Source organism: Bacillus cereus group sp. MYBK227-1 (genome assembly GCF_051916325.1).
GTDB lineage: Bacteria > Bacillota > Bacilli > Bacillales > Bacillaceae_G > Bacillus_A > Bacillus_A cereus.
In genome coordinates this window covers 91878-110276 of record NZ_JBQAGK010000002.1, presented here as the reverse complement: position 1 = coordinate 110276, position 18399 = coordinate 91878, and the positions used below count along the sequence as shown (strand labels likewise).

The following is an 18399-nucleotide window of genomic DNA, read 5'->3' as shown; positions in this document are numbered from 1 at the left end:
CTTATGCATACTAAAAAGCATTTCAAAAGCAGCTCAGCCACTTTTGAAATGCTTTCACTTTATTTTTTTCCGCCATCCTCAGTTACATACGCCCACTTAAAGCTATATTCTGGACTGATGTTATGTTTCACAATTCCTTTTACATTCGGTTTCATTACGTACGATCTTCCTGTTTGATATAAAGGAACTAACCCTGCATCTTCTTCAAGGAATAACTTTTCAGCTTTCCCTAACGTTTCCCAACGTTTTTTCGCATCACTCATTAATTCATTACCTGCTTTTCCTACCATTTCATCGTATTTTGGATTTGAATAACTCATTTGGTTGTACGGGCTCTTCGATTCAAACATATCAATAAATGTCATTGGATCCGCATAGTCTGGACTCCAACCTGCATAAGAAATTTCATAATCTTGCGCAGTTTCTAATTTTAATTTTTGTTTGAACGGCTGAATTTTTGTATTAATCGTTACACCTTTTAAATTTTTCTCAATTTGATCTTTTACATAGTCAGCAATCTTTTTCGCAGTTCCATCATCATAGCTTAGCAATTCAATTGTAACTTGATCTTTTCCAAGTTCTTTTTTCGCTTCTTCCCACGCTGCTGCTCCTTTTTTCGGATTATATTTCAGACCATTTTTAAATGTATCTTGATAATCTTTACCATCTGGCCCTGTCGCAAGCCCTTTTGGAACCAATTGATCTGTTGCTTTTGATCCATTATTTAAAATTACATTTGCCAATCCTTTTTTATCAACTGATAATGCAATTGCTTCACGTAGTTTTTTGCTCTTTAAAGGCGTATCTTGTCCGTTACGTTTTTGATTTAACCGTAAGAAGAATGTACTTGATTCCGCATACTCACCATATTCTTCTTTGTTCGATTTATATTTATCTACAAACTCTCCTGATAGTAATGTAAAATCAATTGATCCTGTATCATATAAGTTTACTTTCGTTGCAACCTCTTTTACTACACTATAGTTAATTTCTTCTAATTTCACAGTCTTTTTATCCCAGTACTTATCATTTTTCTTCAGCTGCCAACCTTGTTCATGTTTCCATGAAGACATAACGAATGGACCGTTATACACAGTTGTATCTGCTTCTAAACCGTACTTATCACCTTTTTCTTTTACGAATTTTTCATTTAATGGATAGTATGATGGGAATGCTAATAAATTTAAGAAATAAGGTACCGGTTTTTCTAATTCTACTTCTAGCGTGTAATCATCTACCGCCTTCGCTCCTAATTCAGTTACAGGTTTTTCTCCTTTATTAATCGCTTCTGCATTTTTAATATAGTAAGCAATAAATGCATATTCTGCCGCAGTATTCTTATCAAGTAAGCGCTGCCATGCGAAAACGAAATCTTTCGCTGTTACAGGATCACCATTTGACCATTTTGCATCTTTTCGCAGTTTAAACGTATACTTTTTACCATCTTCACTTTTCGTACTAGACTCTGCAGCAGCAGGAATTGGCTTATTATCTTTATCAAGGCGATATAGGCCTTCCATCGTGTTCCCTAAAATTTGCGCACCTAATGTATCAGTAGATTTAGAAGTATCCATCGTCGGAATTTCTTGGTTTTCCGTACGATTTAATACTTGTTTCGCTGCATATTTAATATCAGATTTTTTTTCTTCCCCACTATTTGATGTAGTAGTCGTTTTCTTTTCCCCACCTGACCCAGAACATGCTGTCAATGCAACACTCATCGCTAAAACTGGTACCACAACTGCCGTTAACTTTTTCATCTTTTTTCTCTTCATTTTTGTACCCTCCCTAATTATATGTACATTACCAACCCTTGAGAGACCCCTTACTAAAGATTCATTTTTTCAGAAAATTACAACTAATGTTATTCTACTCTTTTTTTCGCATTTGTAAATAGTTTTATTTTAAATATTCTGACTTTTTTATTTTAGTAGGATTTATCCCCCATCTACTATATGTACATACTATACACCTTATTCTCCTCTATTTAACCATACTAAAAATTAGTATTTTAAGCTCACAAAAAAAGCATTTAAAGGTAGCTAAGCCACTTTTAAATGCTTTTTCAACTCTATTATTTTTCAGTCACATATGCCCACTTAAAGCTAAATTCTGGACTGATATTATGTTTTACTACTCCCTTTACATTTGGTTGTAAAACATAAGAATCTCCACGTTGATATAAAGGTACAATCGCTACATCTTCTTCAAGTAATGTTTTTTCAGCTTTTCCTAACTCTTCCCAACGTTTTTTCGCATCGCTCATTAATTCCGTTCCAGCTTTTTTCACCATGCCATCATATTTAGGGTCAGAGAAGCTCATTTGGTTATGAGAATGTCCAGTCTCAAACATATCTAAGAACGTCATTGGATCTGCATAATCCGGATTCCATCCGCCATACGAAATATCATATTGTTGTTCAGTTTCTAATTTTAGTTTTTGCTTAAATGGTTGAAGTTTAATATTAACTGTTACACCTTTTAGGTTTTTCTCAATCTGATCTTTAATATATTCGCCAACTTTTTTCGCATTACCAGTATCGTAGTTTAAGAATTCAATCGTAACTTGATCTTTTCCAAGTTCTTTTTTCGCTTCTTCCCAAGCTGCAGCAGCTTTTTTAGGATTTGGTTTCAAACCGTTTTTAAATGTTTCTTGGAAATCTTTACCGTCCGGTCCAGTTGCTAACCCTTTTGGTACTAAGAAGTCAGCTTCTTTTGATCCATCATTTAAAATTACATTTGCTAAATTCTTTTTATCAATTGATAGCGCAATTGCTTCACGTAATTTTTTGCTCTTTAATGGCGTGTCTTGTCCATCACGTTTTTGGTTCATACGAATGAAATACGTACTCACTTGTGAATATGTGCCAAATTCATCTTTCTTGCTTCTATATTTATCAACGAACTCTCCATTTAATAAAGCAAAGTCAACTTGACCGCTATCATATAGATTGACTAAAGTCGCAGCCTCTTTAACAACACTAAAGTTAACTTCTTCCAGTTTCACAGTCTTTTTATCCCAATATTGATCATTTTTCTTTAATTGCCATCCTTGTTCATGCTTCCAATCTTTAAGAACGAACGGTCCGTTATAGACAGTTGTATCAGACTCTAAACCGAACTTCTCGCCCTTTTCTTTTACGAACTTTTCATTTAATGGATAATATGATGGGAATGCTACTAAGTTTAAGAAGTACGGTACTGCTTGCTCTAACTCAACTTCAAGCGTAAGATCATCTACTGCTTTTACTCCTAATTCAGTTACAGGTTTTTCTCCTTTATTTACTACTTCTGCATTTTTAATCGGGAATGCGATAAATGCATACTCAGCAGCTGTTTTTGGATCTAATAGACGTTGCCAAGCGTATACGAAATCTTTCGCAGTTACTGGATCTCCATTTGACCATTTTGCATCTTTGCGTAGTTTGAACGTATATTTTTTACCATCTTCACTTTTCGTGCTAGATTCTGCTGCTGCTGGAATCGGCTTATTGTCTTTATCAAGACGATATAACCCTTCCATCGTATTACCTAGCATTTGTGAAGATACTGTATCAGTTGATTTTGAAGAGTCCATCGTCGGAATCTCTTGTGTTACTGTTCGATTTAACACTTGTTTTGCTGCTAATTTTTCCCCTGACTTACTATCTCCACTAGAGCTAGAATTTGTGCTTGTCTTCTTATCTCCACCTGATGTAGAACATGCTGTTAACGCCATGCTCATTGCTAAAACCGGTGCTACAACTGCTGTTAGTTTTTTCATTTGTTTCTTTTTCATTTTGTACCCTCCCTAATTCTTAACGATAGCTATTAAAGAATTTTCTGATAATTCTGTTTTTCTCTATATATTTATCAGACGATTCTTACTAATTCTTATTCTACTAATTTTTTAATTTTTGTAAAGTATTATTATTGAAAATTTTTAAAAAATTATTTTTTTACAGTAATATTCATAAAAATTCCATATTTTGTTCAAACCTTATTTCGCATTCATACACATTCGTTGTTTTAATCACTTTCATCTCATTTACCACTTGAATACTTGTTAATTATTGCTAATAAATAATGCATATATCTAAAAACATCTTTTCTACAAAAATAAAAAAGTCAGCAAAACTGACTTTTTACCCGACCATTTTTTCTCTTTTCATTTCCTCTACTACTCTCGTATACTTTTCATCATCAAATTCATTTTCACTTTTCGCAACAACTACAGTTGCAATACCGTTACCAATTAAATTAACGATAGCACGTGCTTCTGACATGAAACGATCTACACCAAGTAATAGCGCTAACCCTTCTAGTGGGATAACATTCATTGCTGACAAAGTAGAGGCTAATACAATAAATCCCCCGCCTGTTACTGCCGCCGCTCCTTTAGATGTAACTAATAAAATAGCTATTATAGTTAATTGTTGACCTAGTGAAAGATCGACGTGAAAAACTTGAGCTAAAAATATAGTTGCCATTGATAAATAAATCGTTGTTCCATCTAAGTTAAAAGAATAGCCTGTTGGAATGACTAAACCTACTACCGGTTTCGAACACCCGAAGTCTTCCATCTTTGTCATCATTCGCGGCAGTACTGATTCTGACGATGATGTCCCGAGAACAATAAGTAATTCTTCTTTAATATACGCTAAATATTTCCACAAACTAAATTTATACAATTTACAAATAAAATTTAAAACAATAAAAACAAATAATGCCATTGTCGCATATACACAAATCATTAATTTACCAAGTGGTATGAGCGTGCTTAAACCATACTTCCCAATTGTAAATGCCATCCCACCGAATGCTCCAACTGGTGCTAATTTCATTACAATTGATAAAATGTTAAAAAATACTTTCGATAATCTTTCAAAAAAGTCAATAACCGGTTGTCCATTTTTTCCTAACATCGTTAACCCTGCTCCGAATAAAATGGAGAAGAACAGAACTTGTAAAATATCACCTTTGGCAAATGCTTCAAACATGTTAGACGGCACGATATGTAAAAAGAAATCCATCCATTTCATTTCTTGCCCACTTTGTACATATTGTGAAACATCTCCGCCTTTTAGTTTTGAGGGATCTAATCCATCTCCTGGACGTACAACATTCGCTACGATGATACCAATAATTAAAGCCGCTGTTGTAACAATTTCAAAATATAATAGTGCCTTCCCACCAACACGGCCTACCTTTTTCATACTTCCCATACTTGCAATACCGAGCACAATTGTTAAAAAGACAATCGGTGCAATAACCATTTTAATCATATTGATGAATGTTTCACCAATTGGCTTCATTTGTTGTCCAACACTCGGCCAAATTGCCCCTACTGCAATACCACAAATAATGGCCACAATAACTTGGAATGTTAAATTCTTTACGATTCTCATTTTTGATACTCCCCTGTATTTTCATTTCTCCCATACTATTTCAATAATTGCTAATGATATATTCTATGTAATAGCCCCCTGTTATTTAACTTAAACTATAACTTTATGTTACACTATTATCTTAAACTTTAAAATAGCATATAACATTCACAAATAAAAGACATACTATTTAACATAATAAAAAAGCAGACATTACATCTGCTTTAATTCTCCTCAATCTGTTTTTCACTTAATCCTAGATGTGTTCTAAGAGTATTACTCAAACTCTGTAGATCTTTTTTATTAGGATTATAATAATATACACGTTGCCCGTTTGGGCCATTAGGTAAGTATAAATCATCACCAGCTAATTGTATTTTTTCAACTGAACCGTTTAAACCGTATTTATAAAAAGATAAAATATCATCCATTACTAAATTTGTTTTAAAATCACCATCAACCGCCTCAACTATTTTTTCTAGCTTCGTAATCGATCCTACACTTTTTAATTTACTTAAAATCGCTTCAATAACAAGTTGTTGGCGCTGTCCTCTCATTGCATCACTATCAATATGGCGCGTTCTTGCTAGTGCAAGTGCTTCTTCCCCATTTAATTTTTGTAATCCTTTTTTCAAATGAATCGCATCAGGTTCATCTTTACTATTTTGCTCCGTAAATTCAACTGGGACATCCACTTCAATACCATCTAACCCATCAACAATTTTAGTAAAGGAACCAAAATTAAATTTCACAAAATAATCAACAGGCACCTGTAACAATTTTTCTACCGCTTCCACAGAAGCTTGCGGTCCTCCATCTTTACCATTTTTAACGAAACCACTTCCATATGCATGGGTTATTTTATCTTTTTTCTTTTCAACTGGAACATATGTATATGTATCACGCGGTATGCTCGTTAATTTCACTGTTTTATCGTCTTTATTAAAAGTCGCTAACAATAATGCATCTGTATGAAATGCACCATTATATTCCTTTTGTCGTTCTTGATTTTCATCAATTCCCATAATTAAAAGTGAAACATGATTTGCAATTGGCTTTACAGATTTCTCACGTAAATTGGATTTTTCACCTCGTGCTAAATTCAAATTAGATTTTTGTACAAGACTAGAAGTTTTCATATATACATAGGCTCCATAGCCAATTCCACCAAATAGTAATACCGCCAGTAGTAAACTTATTATCTTTTTCTTTTTATATTTTTGCTTATTTTTCTCTTCTCTTAAAGATGAATGATTCCCCATTTACTCTCCTCCTGTTTCTATTCATCCAATATGTTTTTCATTTTTTCATATTTAGCGCTATCCTTTTGAAACATACTTTCTTTCAATCCCTTATCTATTTGTATCCATTCAGTCGTAACTGAATATTGAATCAAGCCTTCTTGAAAACTAAGAAATTTCAACATAATCCCTGTATTTTTCTCCACAACCATTTCGAATTTCCCTCTTAAATCTTCAGAGGTGCTAACAGGCATCTCTATGTTTATAACTCCTTCAATTTTGTAACAATCTAATCCAAGATATTTCGTTTCTTTATAATTCCAATCTTTATATCGAATTAATAAATCTGCGAATTCTGATTGAATACTATATTTAGCTAGCCCTACATATTCATCATCATATCTCTTTTTCTCATCTGATTTTCTCACTAACCTTTCCGTAGGATTTAATTTTAATAGTTCATTGTTTCTTTCTTTCGGGTTCCATTTTGTCTCTTTATAGGTATACTTCTCATCATCAAACTCTTTTTTCTTCCCCTCGTTATATATAATTGTTCGTTTTTTGGCTAGTTTATCTTCTTTCGAAGAGATACCTCTTTGTTTCTCCGTATCAATCGCATACTTATATGTTGTAGCAATTCTTGATGAGCTAGAATATTCCTCAAATTGTCCTGAAATATTTTTAAAATAATCAATAGAATCTAGCATTTTTTGATGAATCTTTTCTTTATCTGGATAATGTACATTTGATTTTATTTCTTCTTCATTTTCATAATCAGAAAACGCTTTTTTCTTTACATATTCAAATACTCCACCATTTTGCGCAAAACTTTGTATAGAAAACTCAGACATAGATACCACTGAAAGTATACAAACCGCTGCACTAATTATCATCATATGAATTTTGTAACTCTTCTTTTTTACCTTAAGATTATGTAGCGTGCCATTAATCTTTTCATTTAACTCTGGAGGTACTATAACATTTTCATCTTTTATTCTCTTTTTTAATTTCTCATCAAATAATTTTTCATTATCCATCCTTTACACCCCCTATTCCATCTTTAATCGTTTTTGTAGTTGTTCCCTCGCACGTGACAATCTTGATTTCACTGTTCCTTTCGGTATTTCTAACAGCTTTGCTATACTCTCTTGATGCATGTCTTCATAGTAATAAAGCACCGTAACAGCTCTTAATTCTTCATGTAACGATTGAATCGCATTACACAAATCTATATCTTCATACTGATCACAAGCACTCATATTGTAATCATTCTCTTCTGTCACAATTACATTTTTATACGCTCTAATAATATTGTTACACTCATTTATTAGTATTCGAATTAACCAAGTTTGAAAAAATTCTTCTTTTTTTAATTTTTTTATATTTTCATAGGCTTTTAAAATTGTTGTCTGTATCGCATCCTCTATATTTGTCTCATCACGTAACATCGCCTTTGCTATTCGATACATCTTCGCTTTTTCTGTATGTATAAGCGCTATAAAGGCTTCATGATCACCTTTTTTCGCTAAAGAAACATCCGTTTCTTCTTTTACAATCATTTTATATAAAGGGATTACTTTCACAATTGCTCCTCCTGTTTCATCCTCACTTCATCACTTCCAATTTAACTTTACATGTATTAGACGTATGAACCTAGAAAAAGGTTCACTTTTTTGAATATTTCTGTAATTAAAAAGATAAATATCCTTTATAAGGATGCAATAAACATACTAGTTTAAATTTACAAATAAAAAAAGCCCACTTTCTCAGTGGACTTTCTACTCTATAACGGTAAATCCCTCTTCCTAAATACTACAATTGCTACGATAAAAATACAAAGTGCTACAGTAGTTAAACCTATACTTACCGGCCATATATTATATGATCCTTCAGCAATTTCTTTCGGACGAAACAGCGTGAATAATGATAGGTTTTTCATCCATTCTAACTTATCACTTAACTTCCCTACCATATCCAATACGAAAAATAAAATAGTTAAACTCGCTGAATAACTTAGTGCTTTTCTTTCGTCATTACATATACAAGAAAAGAAAAATGAATACGCACTAACGACTAAAAATATGAGCCCTCCGACTACATTTATCTTCAAAAATAATTCTTTATTTAAGTTATTATCTTGTAAAAACCATTCTGCACCTACTAACCCAGCTACATACGTAACAGATACAATAATTAGAAGTCCCAATATGAGAACAGCAGCTTGTGTAATCGCAATTTGCACTCTAGATACAGGTGTTGCTAGCAAGTATGCCATTGCTCCTTTATCTACATGACAAGCAATTAAATGTGTCGCAACTGTTACGCAAAAAATTGTTAAAATGATAATAAACAATAGACTATAGTATTCGCCCGCTAGAAAATCCATTACGTTTTGAATCGGACTTTCCATACCAACGATTTTTTTCACGCTATCAGGCATGGCAGCTATTAATTCATTTAGCCCTTTCGCTGATACCATTGACGGGAATATCCAAATTAATAACCACAGATATAAAGCTGCACCAGACGCATAACTCAAAATATTTTTTTGTGTTTCTTTCAAACTAGCTAAAAATAATTGCTTATTCATGCGTTATCCCTTCTTTCTTATCGTAATAATGCATAAATAAATGTTCTAAATCCATCGCTCTCGTTTGAAGTGCCGTTACATTATAGTTTGAAAGTGTTTGTAAAACAGTTTGATAGTTTCCTTGTACAATGATAGATGCCTCTCTGCCTTTTACCGCTTCAAATTGCAAATTACACTTTGTAAGGGACTCAATCTCTTCTTCTGATGATACTGTTACATCTATCACCTGTCTTCTCATACTTTGTAAATCGTGAATATTTTCAACCGTTACGAGTCGACCATCTTTAATAATAGCTACTCTATCACAAGTTCTCTCAATTTCAGTAAAAATATGTGATGACATTAGGATTGTTTTTCCTCTTTGCTTTTCCTCTAATATTAAATCTATAAATACTTGCTGCATAAGTGGATCAAGTCCAGATGTTGGTTCATCTAAAATTAACACCTCTGGATCGTGCATAAATGCAGCGACTATCCCTACTTTTTGCTTCATTCCTTTAGACATTTTGCGAATCGGTGTTTTCACATCAAATTGCAGACGCTCTATCAATTCATCTCGTCTTTTCGTATCCTTTAATCCACGCATTCCTTGCATTAATTTTAAAAACTCTAATCCGTTCAGTCCTTCAATAAAAGAAATTTCACCCGGTAAGTAACCAACTTCCCTTTGAATTTTCGCCGCTTCATTCCAACAATCTAATCCAAAAATTGTCGCTTTACCAGTTGTCGGTTTTATAAATCCCATTAAATTACGAATCGTCGTTGATTTCCCGGCACCATTCGGTCCTAAATAACCAAATACTTCTCCCTCTTTTACATCAAATGTAATATGAAACAAACCTTTTCCATTCGAAAACTGTTTTGTGACATCTTGAACTGAAATCATAATTCCACCTCATTTTTTGAAATATTTAATGTTTGATATTTCAAAATTATTGTACTCCTCATCTTCCATATTCTCAACAACTTTTTGAAATATTTATTAGTCCATATTTCAAAATTATTGTTTTTCATTATTTTTTCTTGTATATTTTAAGTGAGGTGATTGCATTGAACGGCTTTGAAAGAGTAAAAGAAAAGAAAAAGCGTGCCATTAAAGAAGCAGCATTCGTATTATTTTCAGAACGTGGATTTAATGAAGTGAAAATAGAACATATCGCAAAAGAAGCAAACGTTTCTCAAGTTACAATTTATAATCATTTCGGAAGTAAAGATGCGTTATTTAGGGAGCTTATACAAGAATTTATCATATCTGAATTTCAATATTATAAAGAGCTTGCAGAAGAAAAATTACCTTTTCATGATATGATGCAAAAAATGATTGTAAGAAAAATGAATACTGGCGGATTATTTCAACCTGATATGTTACTACAAATGATGCAAAGGGACGAAGAACTCCGTAAGTTTATTTATAGTTATCAAAATGAAAAAATCCTACCCTGGTATTTAGAAATATTAGAACAAGCTCAGCGCAAAAACGAAATTAATCCACACCTTACTAAAGAAATGATGTTACTTTACATTCAAATGTTTACAAAATTAGGTGATGAATTTGGAGCACAACTTCTTGAAGGAGATCGGGAAAAACATATAAAAGATATCGTTACGATGTTCTTTTATGGACTGTCCGTCCCAGAAAAATAATTGTTTCTAAAAAACAAATACAATCACCAAAAAGCCCTTTGGATATTTAAATCTCAAGGGCTTTTTCATATCAAATAAATAGCTAAAACTAACTTTATCTTAAAGAAGTTAAATGCTGCTTTATAGATAACACCTTATTATAGATTAACTCTTTTAGCATAACAGGCTGAATTGAAATAATCGTTTCACCGAAATTCAGAAAATAATTTGAAATAAAATCAGATTCTTGCTTGTTAAAATAGCCTGTTATAATGTAATTTTCATTTTCCTTTTGCAACCTCATGGAAGGGTAATTCTCTTTATCAAAAATGTCTTTTCCTTTTTGATTAACAATGACGCTAAAATCAATTGCATCAGACTTTCTGTGAAAGGTAGTAAGATAACTTAATAATTCTTCAAGATTTTTTGGATGAACATTGCTTGTTTCCACAATAGAAAGAATTTTATCACATCTAATTATTTGAACATGATTTGTCTCAAAATTAAAGATTTTAGCATACCACTGGCCAAATTTAGATTCTATTCGAATAAATTGGGCAACCAATGCTTTCTCCTCACCTTTTTTTAAATATGTTAAATGATAAACTTGCTCAGCAAAAATTCCCTGTAAAATTTCTTTTAAGAACGGACTAAAATTACTATGATTTGTTACTTCAAAGGAAAGCGTTCGTTCCATAATTGAAATATTTTTACTCACATTATCAGGTAATACATGTTTAAATTTATTTTCAAGCGCAATACTTTCTACATTAAATGGTTTTGTCTTGTATCCATTTAGCGTAAGAATTGAAAAGTATAACGCATACATTTCATCCACACTAAAATAAATTGGCGATAACACACTATTTTCTATAATTTTATAACTTCCATTTCTACCTAATTCAGAATATATGGGTACACCTATTTCTTCCAATGATTGAATATCTCGCAACGCAGTACTTTTAGAAATATCATATCTAGCCATTAAATCTTTTAAATTAAAATATCTTTTATTATTTAAGAAAATAAGCATGTCATTTATTCGTTCAGTTTTTTTCATATTTCCCTCCCAAAAAGGTATCATGTATTGAAACCTTTTTAATCTATATTATAATTATCAACTAATAAAGGAGTTATATATTTATGACATTAGAGATAGCTATTTTTCTTTCAATGAACGGGCAAGCAAAGGAGGCGATTAACTTTTATACACGTAATTTAGAAGCCAAAAAATTAATGATTGTTACGTATGAAGAACTGGCGAAAAGAGATAGTTCTTTTAAAATTACAAGTGAAAATAAAGATCATATTGCTCACTCTGTTTTACAAATTGGGAATACAAAGCTAATGATAGCAGAAGATACAATGAAGCATAATGAACGTTATAACGTTGGAAATAACATGTCACTTTGCATTCAAAGCGCTAATTTAGAAGAAATACAACGGTTTTATAATAATTTAATTTCCGATAAGCATGTGAAAATAATCTCTCCGCTAGAAAAAAATATATTTAGTGAAGCATATGGTATTATTGAAGATCCTTATGGCATACAAATCCAATTAATGTATGATAAACGACTAAACTAATTAATTAATCATATTCACATATTCCTAATAAAAAAGACACGAATTTCGTGTCTTTTTATTTTATAGAAATGACTCTACCCTTTTCACTACTTTCAATCGCTAATTGAATCATTTTAATAACATCTAAACCTTCTTTTGCTGTTACAGGTAGTTCCTCACCATTTAATATACTATCTCGTACACCTTTATAATAATTGTCATAACAACCGACTTCTGTTGGAATACGCTCTAAGCTTTCTTCTGTTTCTAAAGTAGCAAAATTCTCTTCATCGTCTATTCCATAACCGTTATCACCTGGCTTCATTCCATTTTTTAATTGCTCTTCCTGCGAATCCATACCGTACTTCACGATAGAACCTTTCTCTCCATGCACTATAAAATGTGGTCCAGCTTTTTTCACATAACTGCTACTACGTAAAATGACACGTTTAACTCCGTAATGAAGTACTATGTGGAAATAATCATCCACCTCTGCACCTGGTCGTTGTTTTATTACATCTGCACTTATCGCATCTGGTTTCCCGAATATTGATAACGCTTGGTCAATTAAATGCGATCCTAAATCGTATAATATACCGGAGCCTGGTAGATTTTTTTCTCTCCATCGATCACGTACATGTGGACGGAAACGATCAAAATTCGATTCATATGCGTATACATTCCCTACTCTGTTTTCTCCTAACAATTTCTTAATTGTTAAGAAATCATTATCAAAACGACGATTATGATATACGCTTAACATTACATTGTGCTGCTCTGCTAATGAAATAAGCTCTTCCCCTTCTTCAATTGAGACAACAAATGGTTTTTCTACAACAACATGCTTACCTTTTAAAATTGCTTCTTTTACATATGGAAAATGAGTTGTATTAGGTGATGTAATAACAACTAAGTCAACATCAGCTCGCTTCACCAATTCATCAATTGTACTAACAACATTAGCGTTTGGTAATGTGTCTTTTACTACCTCTTCTTTTGAGGATAATACAGCACGAATATCATATTCTTCTATTGTTTGTAATAGTGGGATATGAAATGTCGTACTAGAAAAACCAAATCCTACAATCCCTACACCTATTTTTTTCATGTTGCCCCTCCATTTGTGCCGCTTTAACGAGCAGTAAGATTCCTAACCCAAAATTCAGTGAAAGCTAAGGCATTAGGTGAGGAATCAACTGCTTGTTAAAGCCCGATTAGTTGAACTTTATGAGAACGATTTCATTCAGTTATTATAACAAGATTATTATTATTTACATAATAAATTGCCTAGAAAAAAGCATCTTGCTACTATTCATAGCAAGATGCCCTCTTTATTCTGGTCTTTTCTTCGTCCACGTTTCTACTACTTCACCAGTATCATTAACATCTAGCACAAGGCTACCATTACTATACCGGTCTTTATTTCGATACGCTTTCGGATCAATTTCTTCTACAATGTTTTTCTCTGTCTTCATGTAAACTAATTCATCGTCCCGAACGATTTCAATACCGACAATGCGGTACGGATTACGTTTTAATTCTTTGAAAATAACAAGACCTCGCTTCGCCCTCGTTGATTTCTCAATTTCTGATGCTTTTAGGCGTTTTACAGCACCGCGCTGTGTTACGAGAATAAGTTGATCTTTGTCACCATTTAATGGTTTACCAGAAGCGACATAGTCATCTTCTTTTAAATTAATTGCTTTCACTCCAGCAGCTCTTACACCGACTGGACTTACTTCCTCTTCATGGAAAATAAGTGCATATGCACCGTGTGTAGCAAGAACGATATCACTCGTTCCATCTGTCGCAAATATATCGACAACTTCATCATCTTTTTTCAAGTTTACAGCAACGAATGCTCTTGAATAACGCTGAACTTTATATTGATTTAATTCTGTTTTCTTTATCATACCATTTCTTGTTACAAATACGATAAATCGTTTTTCTTCCTCAAAGTTCGGTACAACCGTTGCCCAAATGATTGTTTCATCCCGGTCGAGTGAAACGATATTAGCAACGTGCTGACCTAAATCTTTCCAACGAATATCTGGCATTTCGTATACTGGCAGATATATATAGTTTCCTTTATTCGTAAATAAGAGGACTGTCTCTGTCGTATTCGTATCGAATCGTTCAAGTAAGATGTCACCCTCTTTCATACCGAAGTCTTTGCCGTTTGAGGCATTATGTGAGCGCCATCCAGTACGTTTCACATATCCTTCTTTCGTTACAGTAACGATGACATCTTCTTGTGGGATCATCACTTCTACATCGATTTTAATTTCCTCGATTTGATCTTCAATAATCGCGCGTCGATCATCACTATACGTTTTCTTAACTCTCTTTAAATCAGTTTTAATTACTTGAAGTAATCTTTTTTCACTTTGTAAAATTGCCTGTAGCTCAATAATTTTCTTATTAAGCTCATCTGCTTCTTCTTGTAACGCCGTAATGTCTGTATTCGTTAAGCGATATAATTGCAAGGAAACAATTGCTTCTGCCTGTGCTTCTGTAAAGCCAAATTTTGCACTTAAATTATCTTTCGCGTTACGTTTATCTTTTGAAGCTCGAATTGTCTCAATTACTTGGTCTAAAATCGATAATGCTTTCTTTAAACCTTCTACAATATGTTGACGATTTTCTGCTTTTCTTAATTCATATTGCGAACGTCTCGTAATAACCTCTTTTTGATGTCCAATATAAGCATCTAAAATTTTCGGTAATGTCATAAGTGTTGGACGACGATTATTGATCGCTACCATATTAAAGTTATATGGAATTTGCAAATCTGTATTTTTATATAAATAATTTAAAATACCTTCGGCGTTTGCTTCTTTCTTTAATTCAACAACAATTCGTAAACCAGTACGATCTGTCTCATCACGCACTTCAGCAATACCATCTAACTTTTTATCTAGACGTAATTCATCCATTTTCTTTACAAGGTTTGCCTTATTCACTTCGTAAGGAATTTCAGTGATTACAATTTGTTGTTTCCCACCACGCACTGTTTCAACTTCTGCTTTTCCGCGAATAATAATTTTACCTTTACCTGTTTCATACGCCTTTTTAATACCATCAATCCCCTGAATAATACCGCCTGTTGGGAAATCTGGTCCTTTCATAACTGTTAATAAATCATCAACAGTACTATTTGGCTTATCAATACGCATCATTGTAGCATCAATAACTTCTCCAAGATGATGCGGAGGAATTTCTGTTGCATAACCAGCGGAAATCCCTGTAGATCCGTTCACTAATAAATTCGGGAACGCTGCTGGTAATACAACCGGTTCTTCACTCGTATCATCAAAGTTTGATACGAATTCTACTGTTTCTTTATCAAGATCACGTAATAACTCAGATGCAATTGGTGATAAACGAGCTTCCGTATAACGCATTGCTGCTGCTGGATCCCCGTCAACACTACCGTTATTACCATGCATTTCAACTAAAACTTTACGTACTTTCCAAGTTTGGCTTAAACGTACCATCGCCTCATATACAGAGGAATCACCATGTGGATGATAATTACCAATAACGTTACCGACTGTTTTAGCTGACTTACGGAACGCTTTATCATGTACATTACCTTCTACATACATAGAATATAAAATACGTCTTTGTACTGGCTTTAAGCCGTCACGCGCATCTGGAAGTGCACGATCTTGAATAATATATTTACTATAACGTGCAAAGCGATCACCTAACACGTCTTCAAGCGGGAGGTCATGAAACTTCTCTGCTTGCATGTTATTCCACCTCCGTCTCCATAATCATTTCATTTTCTAAAATATTTCCTTCTTCTTGCATACCAAACTGTACATTACGTTCAATCCATTTACGGCGCGGTTCTACTTTATCGCCCATTAACGTTGTAACGCGGCGCTCTGCCCTAGCTGCATCATCAATTTTCACGCGAATTAATGTACGCGTTTCAGGATTCATTGTTGTTTCCCATAATTGATCCGCATTCATTTCACCAAGTCCTTTATAACGTTGTAACATATAGCCTTTTCCAACTTTTTTCGTTACACCGTCTAATTCCTCATCTGACCAAGCGTATTCAATTACCTCACTCTTACCTTTTCCTTTACTTACTTTGTATAAAGGGGGAAGTGCGATAAATACTTTACCAGCTTCGATAAGTGGCTTCATATATCTGTAGAAGAACGTTAATAACAATACTTGAATATGAGCCCCATCCGTATCGGCATCGGTCATAATTACAACTTTATCGTAGTTAATATCTTCAACATCAAATTCATTTCCTACACCGCCGCCAATCGCATAAATGATTGTATTAATCTCTTCATTCTTAAAGATATCAGCAAGCTTTGCTTTTTCTGTATTAATTACTTTACCACGTAACGGTAATACGGCCTGGAAACGTCGGTCTCGTCCTTGTTTTGCAGAACCACCGGCAGAGTCACCCTCTACTAGGTATAGTTCATTTTTTTGCGGGTTACGTGATTGTGCAGGTGTTAATTTCCCGCTTAACGTACCTTCTGATTTTTTCTTTTTCTTACCACTACGCGCTTCTTCTCTTGCTTTACGGGCTGCTTCACGTGCTTGTGCTGCTTTAATTGCTTTTCTCACAAGAAGTGTAGCTACATCAGGATTTTCTTCTAAAAAGTATGCTAAATGCTCAGATACAATGGCATCAATTGAAGAACGCGCTTCACTTGTACCTAGTTTCCCCTTCGTTTGCCCTTCAAACTGAAGCACTTCTTCTGGTACACGTACCGAAACGATAGCCGCTACACCTTCACGAATATCTGTACCTTCTAAGTTTTTATCTTTTTCTTTTAATAGTGCTACTTTACGAGCATACTCGTTAAACACACGCGTCATCGCTGTTTTAAATCCAGCTTCGTGTGTTCCACCATCTTTTGTACGTACGTTATTTACAAACGATAAAATGTTTTCTGAGTAGCCATCGTTAAATTGAAATGCTAGTTCTGCTTCAATTCCATTTTGTTCACCAGTGAAATATACAACTGGATGAATGGAATCTTTTTCTTCGTTTAAATAGGAAACGAAAGCTTCAATTCCCGTTTCATAATGAAATACATCCTCTAAATCATTTCGTTCATCTTTTATTGAGATTTTCATCCCTTTTAATAAGAATGCAGATTCACGTAATCTCTCACATAATGTTTCATAATTATAATTTGTTGTGCTGAAAATCGTTGTATCTGGTTTGAAATGCATCGTAGTACCAGACTCTTTCGTCTTCCCGATTTTCTCAAGCGTCGTTACAGGAACACCGCCATTTTCAAAGCGTTGTTCGTAAATATTTCCGTCACGCTTAATCGTTACGACTAACCATTCTGATAAGGCGTTTACAACCGATGCCCCAACACCGTGTAAACCACCACTCGTTTTGTAACCACCTTGACCAAACTTACCACCGGCATGAAGTACAGTTAAAATAACTTCAGGTGTAGGTTTCCCAAGTTTATGCATTCCCGTAGGCATTCCTCGCCCTTTATCTATAACGCTAATACTATTATCTTTATGTATTACGACTGAAATTTCGTCGCCAAATCCCGCTAACGCTTCGTCAACGGAGTTATCTACTATTTCATATACTAAATGATGCAATCCACGGCTGTCCGTGCTCCCGATATACATACCCGGGCGTTTTCGAACGGCTTCAAGTCCTTCTAACACTTGAATCGCATCTTCATTATATTGGAACTGATGCTTCGCCAAACTCCTTGCCCCTTTCCTAATCCAAAATCAGAACATATGTTTCTATTATAGAATAACGCCTCGACTATCGTTTTGGCAAGTTATCTTATCTCTTTTATATACCATTTTCAATAGAAAAATCCTTGTTTTCTCACAAGGATTCCTCTAGGCTACTATTTCAGAAAAATAATCGTTTGTCAACGAGAAATGGATATGTATTCCAAGATTACACATTCCAAACCTTTATTATGATCCAAATGATCAAGATCCAAAATGGGATTACAAGTAACAATCCCCAAAAACAGCCTTTAAA

Annotated in this window: 14 protein-coding genes; 2 read left to right on the top strand and 12 right to left on the bottom strand. The window is 33.8% G+C overall.

The window, feature by feature from the left end:
* Positions 1–59 precede the first annotated feature (59 nt).
* The 8 genes from ACTFRM_RS07720 to ACTFRM_RS07685 all read right to left on the bottom strand — a co-directional run bounded on the left by ACTFRM_RS07720 (position 60) and on the right by ACTFRM_RS07685 (position 10083).
* Positions 60–1775, bottom strand: coding sequence for a peptide ABC transporter substrate-binding protein (locus ACTFRM_RS07720; RefSeq protein WP_000823467.1), 1716 nt, complete (start codon positions 1773–1775; stop codon positions 60–62).
* A 299-nt stretch (positions 1776–2074) separates the two neighbouring features.
* Complete coding sequence (locus ACTFRM_RS07715; protein WP_000730167.1) at positions 2075–3778, bottom strand: peptide ABC transporter substrate-binding protein; 1704 nt, start codon at positions 3776–3778, stop codon at positions 2075–2077.
* Between the two features lie 346 nt (positions 3779–4124).
* Positions 4125–5387, bottom strand: coding sequence for a dicarboxylate/amino acid:cation symporter (locus ACTFRM_RS07710; RefSeq protein WP_074555542.1), 1263 nt, complete (start codon positions 5385–5387; stop codon positions 4125–4127).
* 203 nt (positions 5388–5590) lie between these two features.
* Positions 5591–6628: an LCP family protein gene (locus tag ACTFRM_RS07705; protein ID WP_000526726.1), complete on the bottom strand. Its 1038-nt coding sequence runs from the start codon at positions 6626–6628 to the stop codon at positions 5591–5593.
* A 17-nt stretch (positions 6629–6645) separates the two neighbouring features.
* On the bottom strand, positions 6646–7644 hold the full coding sequence (locus ACTFRM_RS07700; protein ID WP_000368242.1) for a hypothetical protein: 999 nt from the start codon (positions 7642–7644) through the stop codon (positions 6646–6648).
* 12 nt (positions 7645–7656) lie between these two features.
* Positions 7657–8190 (bottom strand): sigma-70 family RNA polymerase sigma factor, encoded by a 534-nt coding sequence (locus ACTFRM_RS07695; RefSeq protein ID WP_000864731.1) that lies wholly within the window; start codon positions 8188–8190, stop codon positions 7657–7659.
* 200 nt (positions 8191–8390) lie between these two features.
* On the bottom strand, positions 8391–9197 hold the full coding sequence (locus tag ACTFRM_RS07690; RefSeq protein ID WP_001041418.1) for an ABC transporter permease subunit: 807 nt from the start codon (positions 9195–9197) through the stop codon (positions 8391–8393).
* Positions 9190–10083 carry an ABC transporter ATP-binding protein gene (locus ACTFRM_RS07685; protein WP_440043159.1) on the bottom strand — a complete coding sequence of 298 codons (894 nt, stop codon included), beginning with the start codon at positions 10081–10083 and terminating at the stop codon, positions 9190–9192. Before ACTFRM_RS07685 ends, ACTFRM_RS07690 begins: the two co-directional genes overlap by 8 nt.
* A 155-nt stretch (positions 10084–10238) precedes the next feature.
* Between ACTFRM_RS07685 and ACTFRM_RS07680 the strand changes: the two genes are divergently transcribed.
* Positions 10239–10841: a TetR/AcrR family transcriptional regulator gene (locus ACTFRM_RS07680; RefSeq protein ID WP_002041614.1), complete on the top strand. Its 603-nt coding sequence runs from the start codon at positions 10239–10241 to the stop codon at positions 10839–10841.
* A 94-nt stretch (positions 10842–10935) separates the two neighbouring features.
* On the opposite strand, the gene ACTFRM_RS07675 is transcribed toward ACTFRM_RS07680, so the two are convergent.
* Positions 10936–11904 carry a helix-turn-helix transcriptional regulator gene (locus ACTFRM_RS07675; protein ID WP_002041615.1) on the bottom strand — a complete coding sequence of 323 codons (969 nt, stop codon included), beginning with the start codon at positions 11902–11904 and terminating at the stop codon, positions 10936–10938.
* Positions 11905–11963: 59 nt separating this feature from the next.
* Here ACTFRM_RS07675 and ACTFRM_RS07670 point away from each other — a divergent pair, with 59 nt between their 5' ends.
* Entirely contained in the window at positions 11964–12407 is a 444-nt protein-coding gene (locus tag ACTFRM_RS07670) for a VOC family protein (protein WP_000171342.1), read from the top strand.
* Between the two features lie 55 nt (positions 12408–12462).
* On the opposite strand, the gene ACTFRM_RS07665 is transcribed toward ACTFRM_RS07670, so the two are convergent.
* The 3 genes from ACTFRM_RS07665 to parE all read right to left on the bottom strand — a co-directional run bounded on the left by ACTFRM_RS07665 (position 12463) and on the right by parE (position 18107).
* Entirely contained in the window at positions 12463–13494 is a 1032-nt protein-coding gene (locus tag ACTFRM_RS07665) for an oxidoreductase (RefSeq protein WP_440043158.1), read from the bottom strand.
* A 223-nt stretch (positions 13495–13717) separates the two neighbouring features.
* Positions 13718–16141 carry a DNA topoisomerase IV subunit A gene (gene parC, locus ACTFRM_RS07660; protein ID WP_088322427.1) on the bottom strand — a complete coding sequence of 808 codons (2424 nt, stop codon included), beginning with the start codon at positions 16139–16141 and terminating at the stop codon, positions 13718–13720.
* A gap of 1 nt (position 16142) precedes the next feature.
* Positions 16143–18107, bottom strand: coding sequence for a DNA topoisomerase IV subunit B (gene parE / locus ACTFRM_RS07655; RefSeq protein WP_001062202.1), 1965 nt, complete (start codon positions 18105–18107; stop codon positions 16143–16145).
* Positions 18108–18399: the final 292 nt, after the last annotated feature.

Excerpts from the sequence above, each read along its gene's own strand:
- ACTFRM_RS07720 (WP_000823467.1), bottom strand. The coding sequence starts at position 1,775 with ATGAAGAGAAAAAAGATGAAAAAGTTAACGGCAGTTGTGGTACCAGTT.
- ACTFRM_RS07715 (WP_000730167.1), bottom strand. The coding sequence starts at position 3,778 with ATGAAAAAGAAACAAATGAAAAAACTAACAGCAGTTGTAGCACCGGTT.
- ACTFRM_RS07710 (WP_074555542.1), bottom strand. The coding sequence starts at position 5,387 with ATGAGAATCGTAAAGAATTTAACATTCCAAGTTATTGTGGCCATTATT.
- ACTFRM_RS07705 (WP_000526726.1), bottom strand. The coding sequence starts at position 6,628 with ATGGGGAATCATTCATCTTTAAGAGAAGAGAAAAATAAGCAAAAATAT.
- ACTFRM_RS07700 (WP_000368242.1), bottom strand. The coding sequence starts at position 7,644 with ATGGATAATGAAAAATTATTTGATGAGAAATTAAAAAAGAGAATAAAA.
- ACTFRM_RS07690 (WP_001041418.1), bottom strand. The coding sequence starts at position 9,197 with ATGAATAAGCAATTATTTTTAGCTAGTTTGAAAGAAACACAAAAAAAT.
- ACTFRM_RS07685 (WP_440043159.1), bottom strand. The coding sequence starts at position 10,083 with ATGATTTCAGTTCAAGATGTCACAAAACAGTTTTCGAATGGAAAAGGT.
- ACTFRM_RS07675 (WP_002041615.1), bottom strand. The coding sequence starts at position 11,904 with ATGATACCTTTTTGGGAGGGAAATATGAAAAAAACTGAACGAATAAAT.
- ACTFRM_RS07670 (WP_000171342.1), top strand. The coding sequence starts at position 11,964 with ATGACATTAGAGATAGCTATTTTTCTTTCAATGAACGGGCAAGCAAAG.
- ACTFRM_RS07665 (WP_440043158.1), bottom strand. The coding sequence starts at position 13,494 with ATGAAAAAAATAGGTGTAGGGATTGTAGGATTTGGTTTTTCTAGTACG.
- parC (WP_088322427.1), bottom strand. The coding sequence starts at position 16,141 with ATGCAAGCAGAGAAGTTTCATGACCTCCCGCTTGAAGACGTGTTAGGT.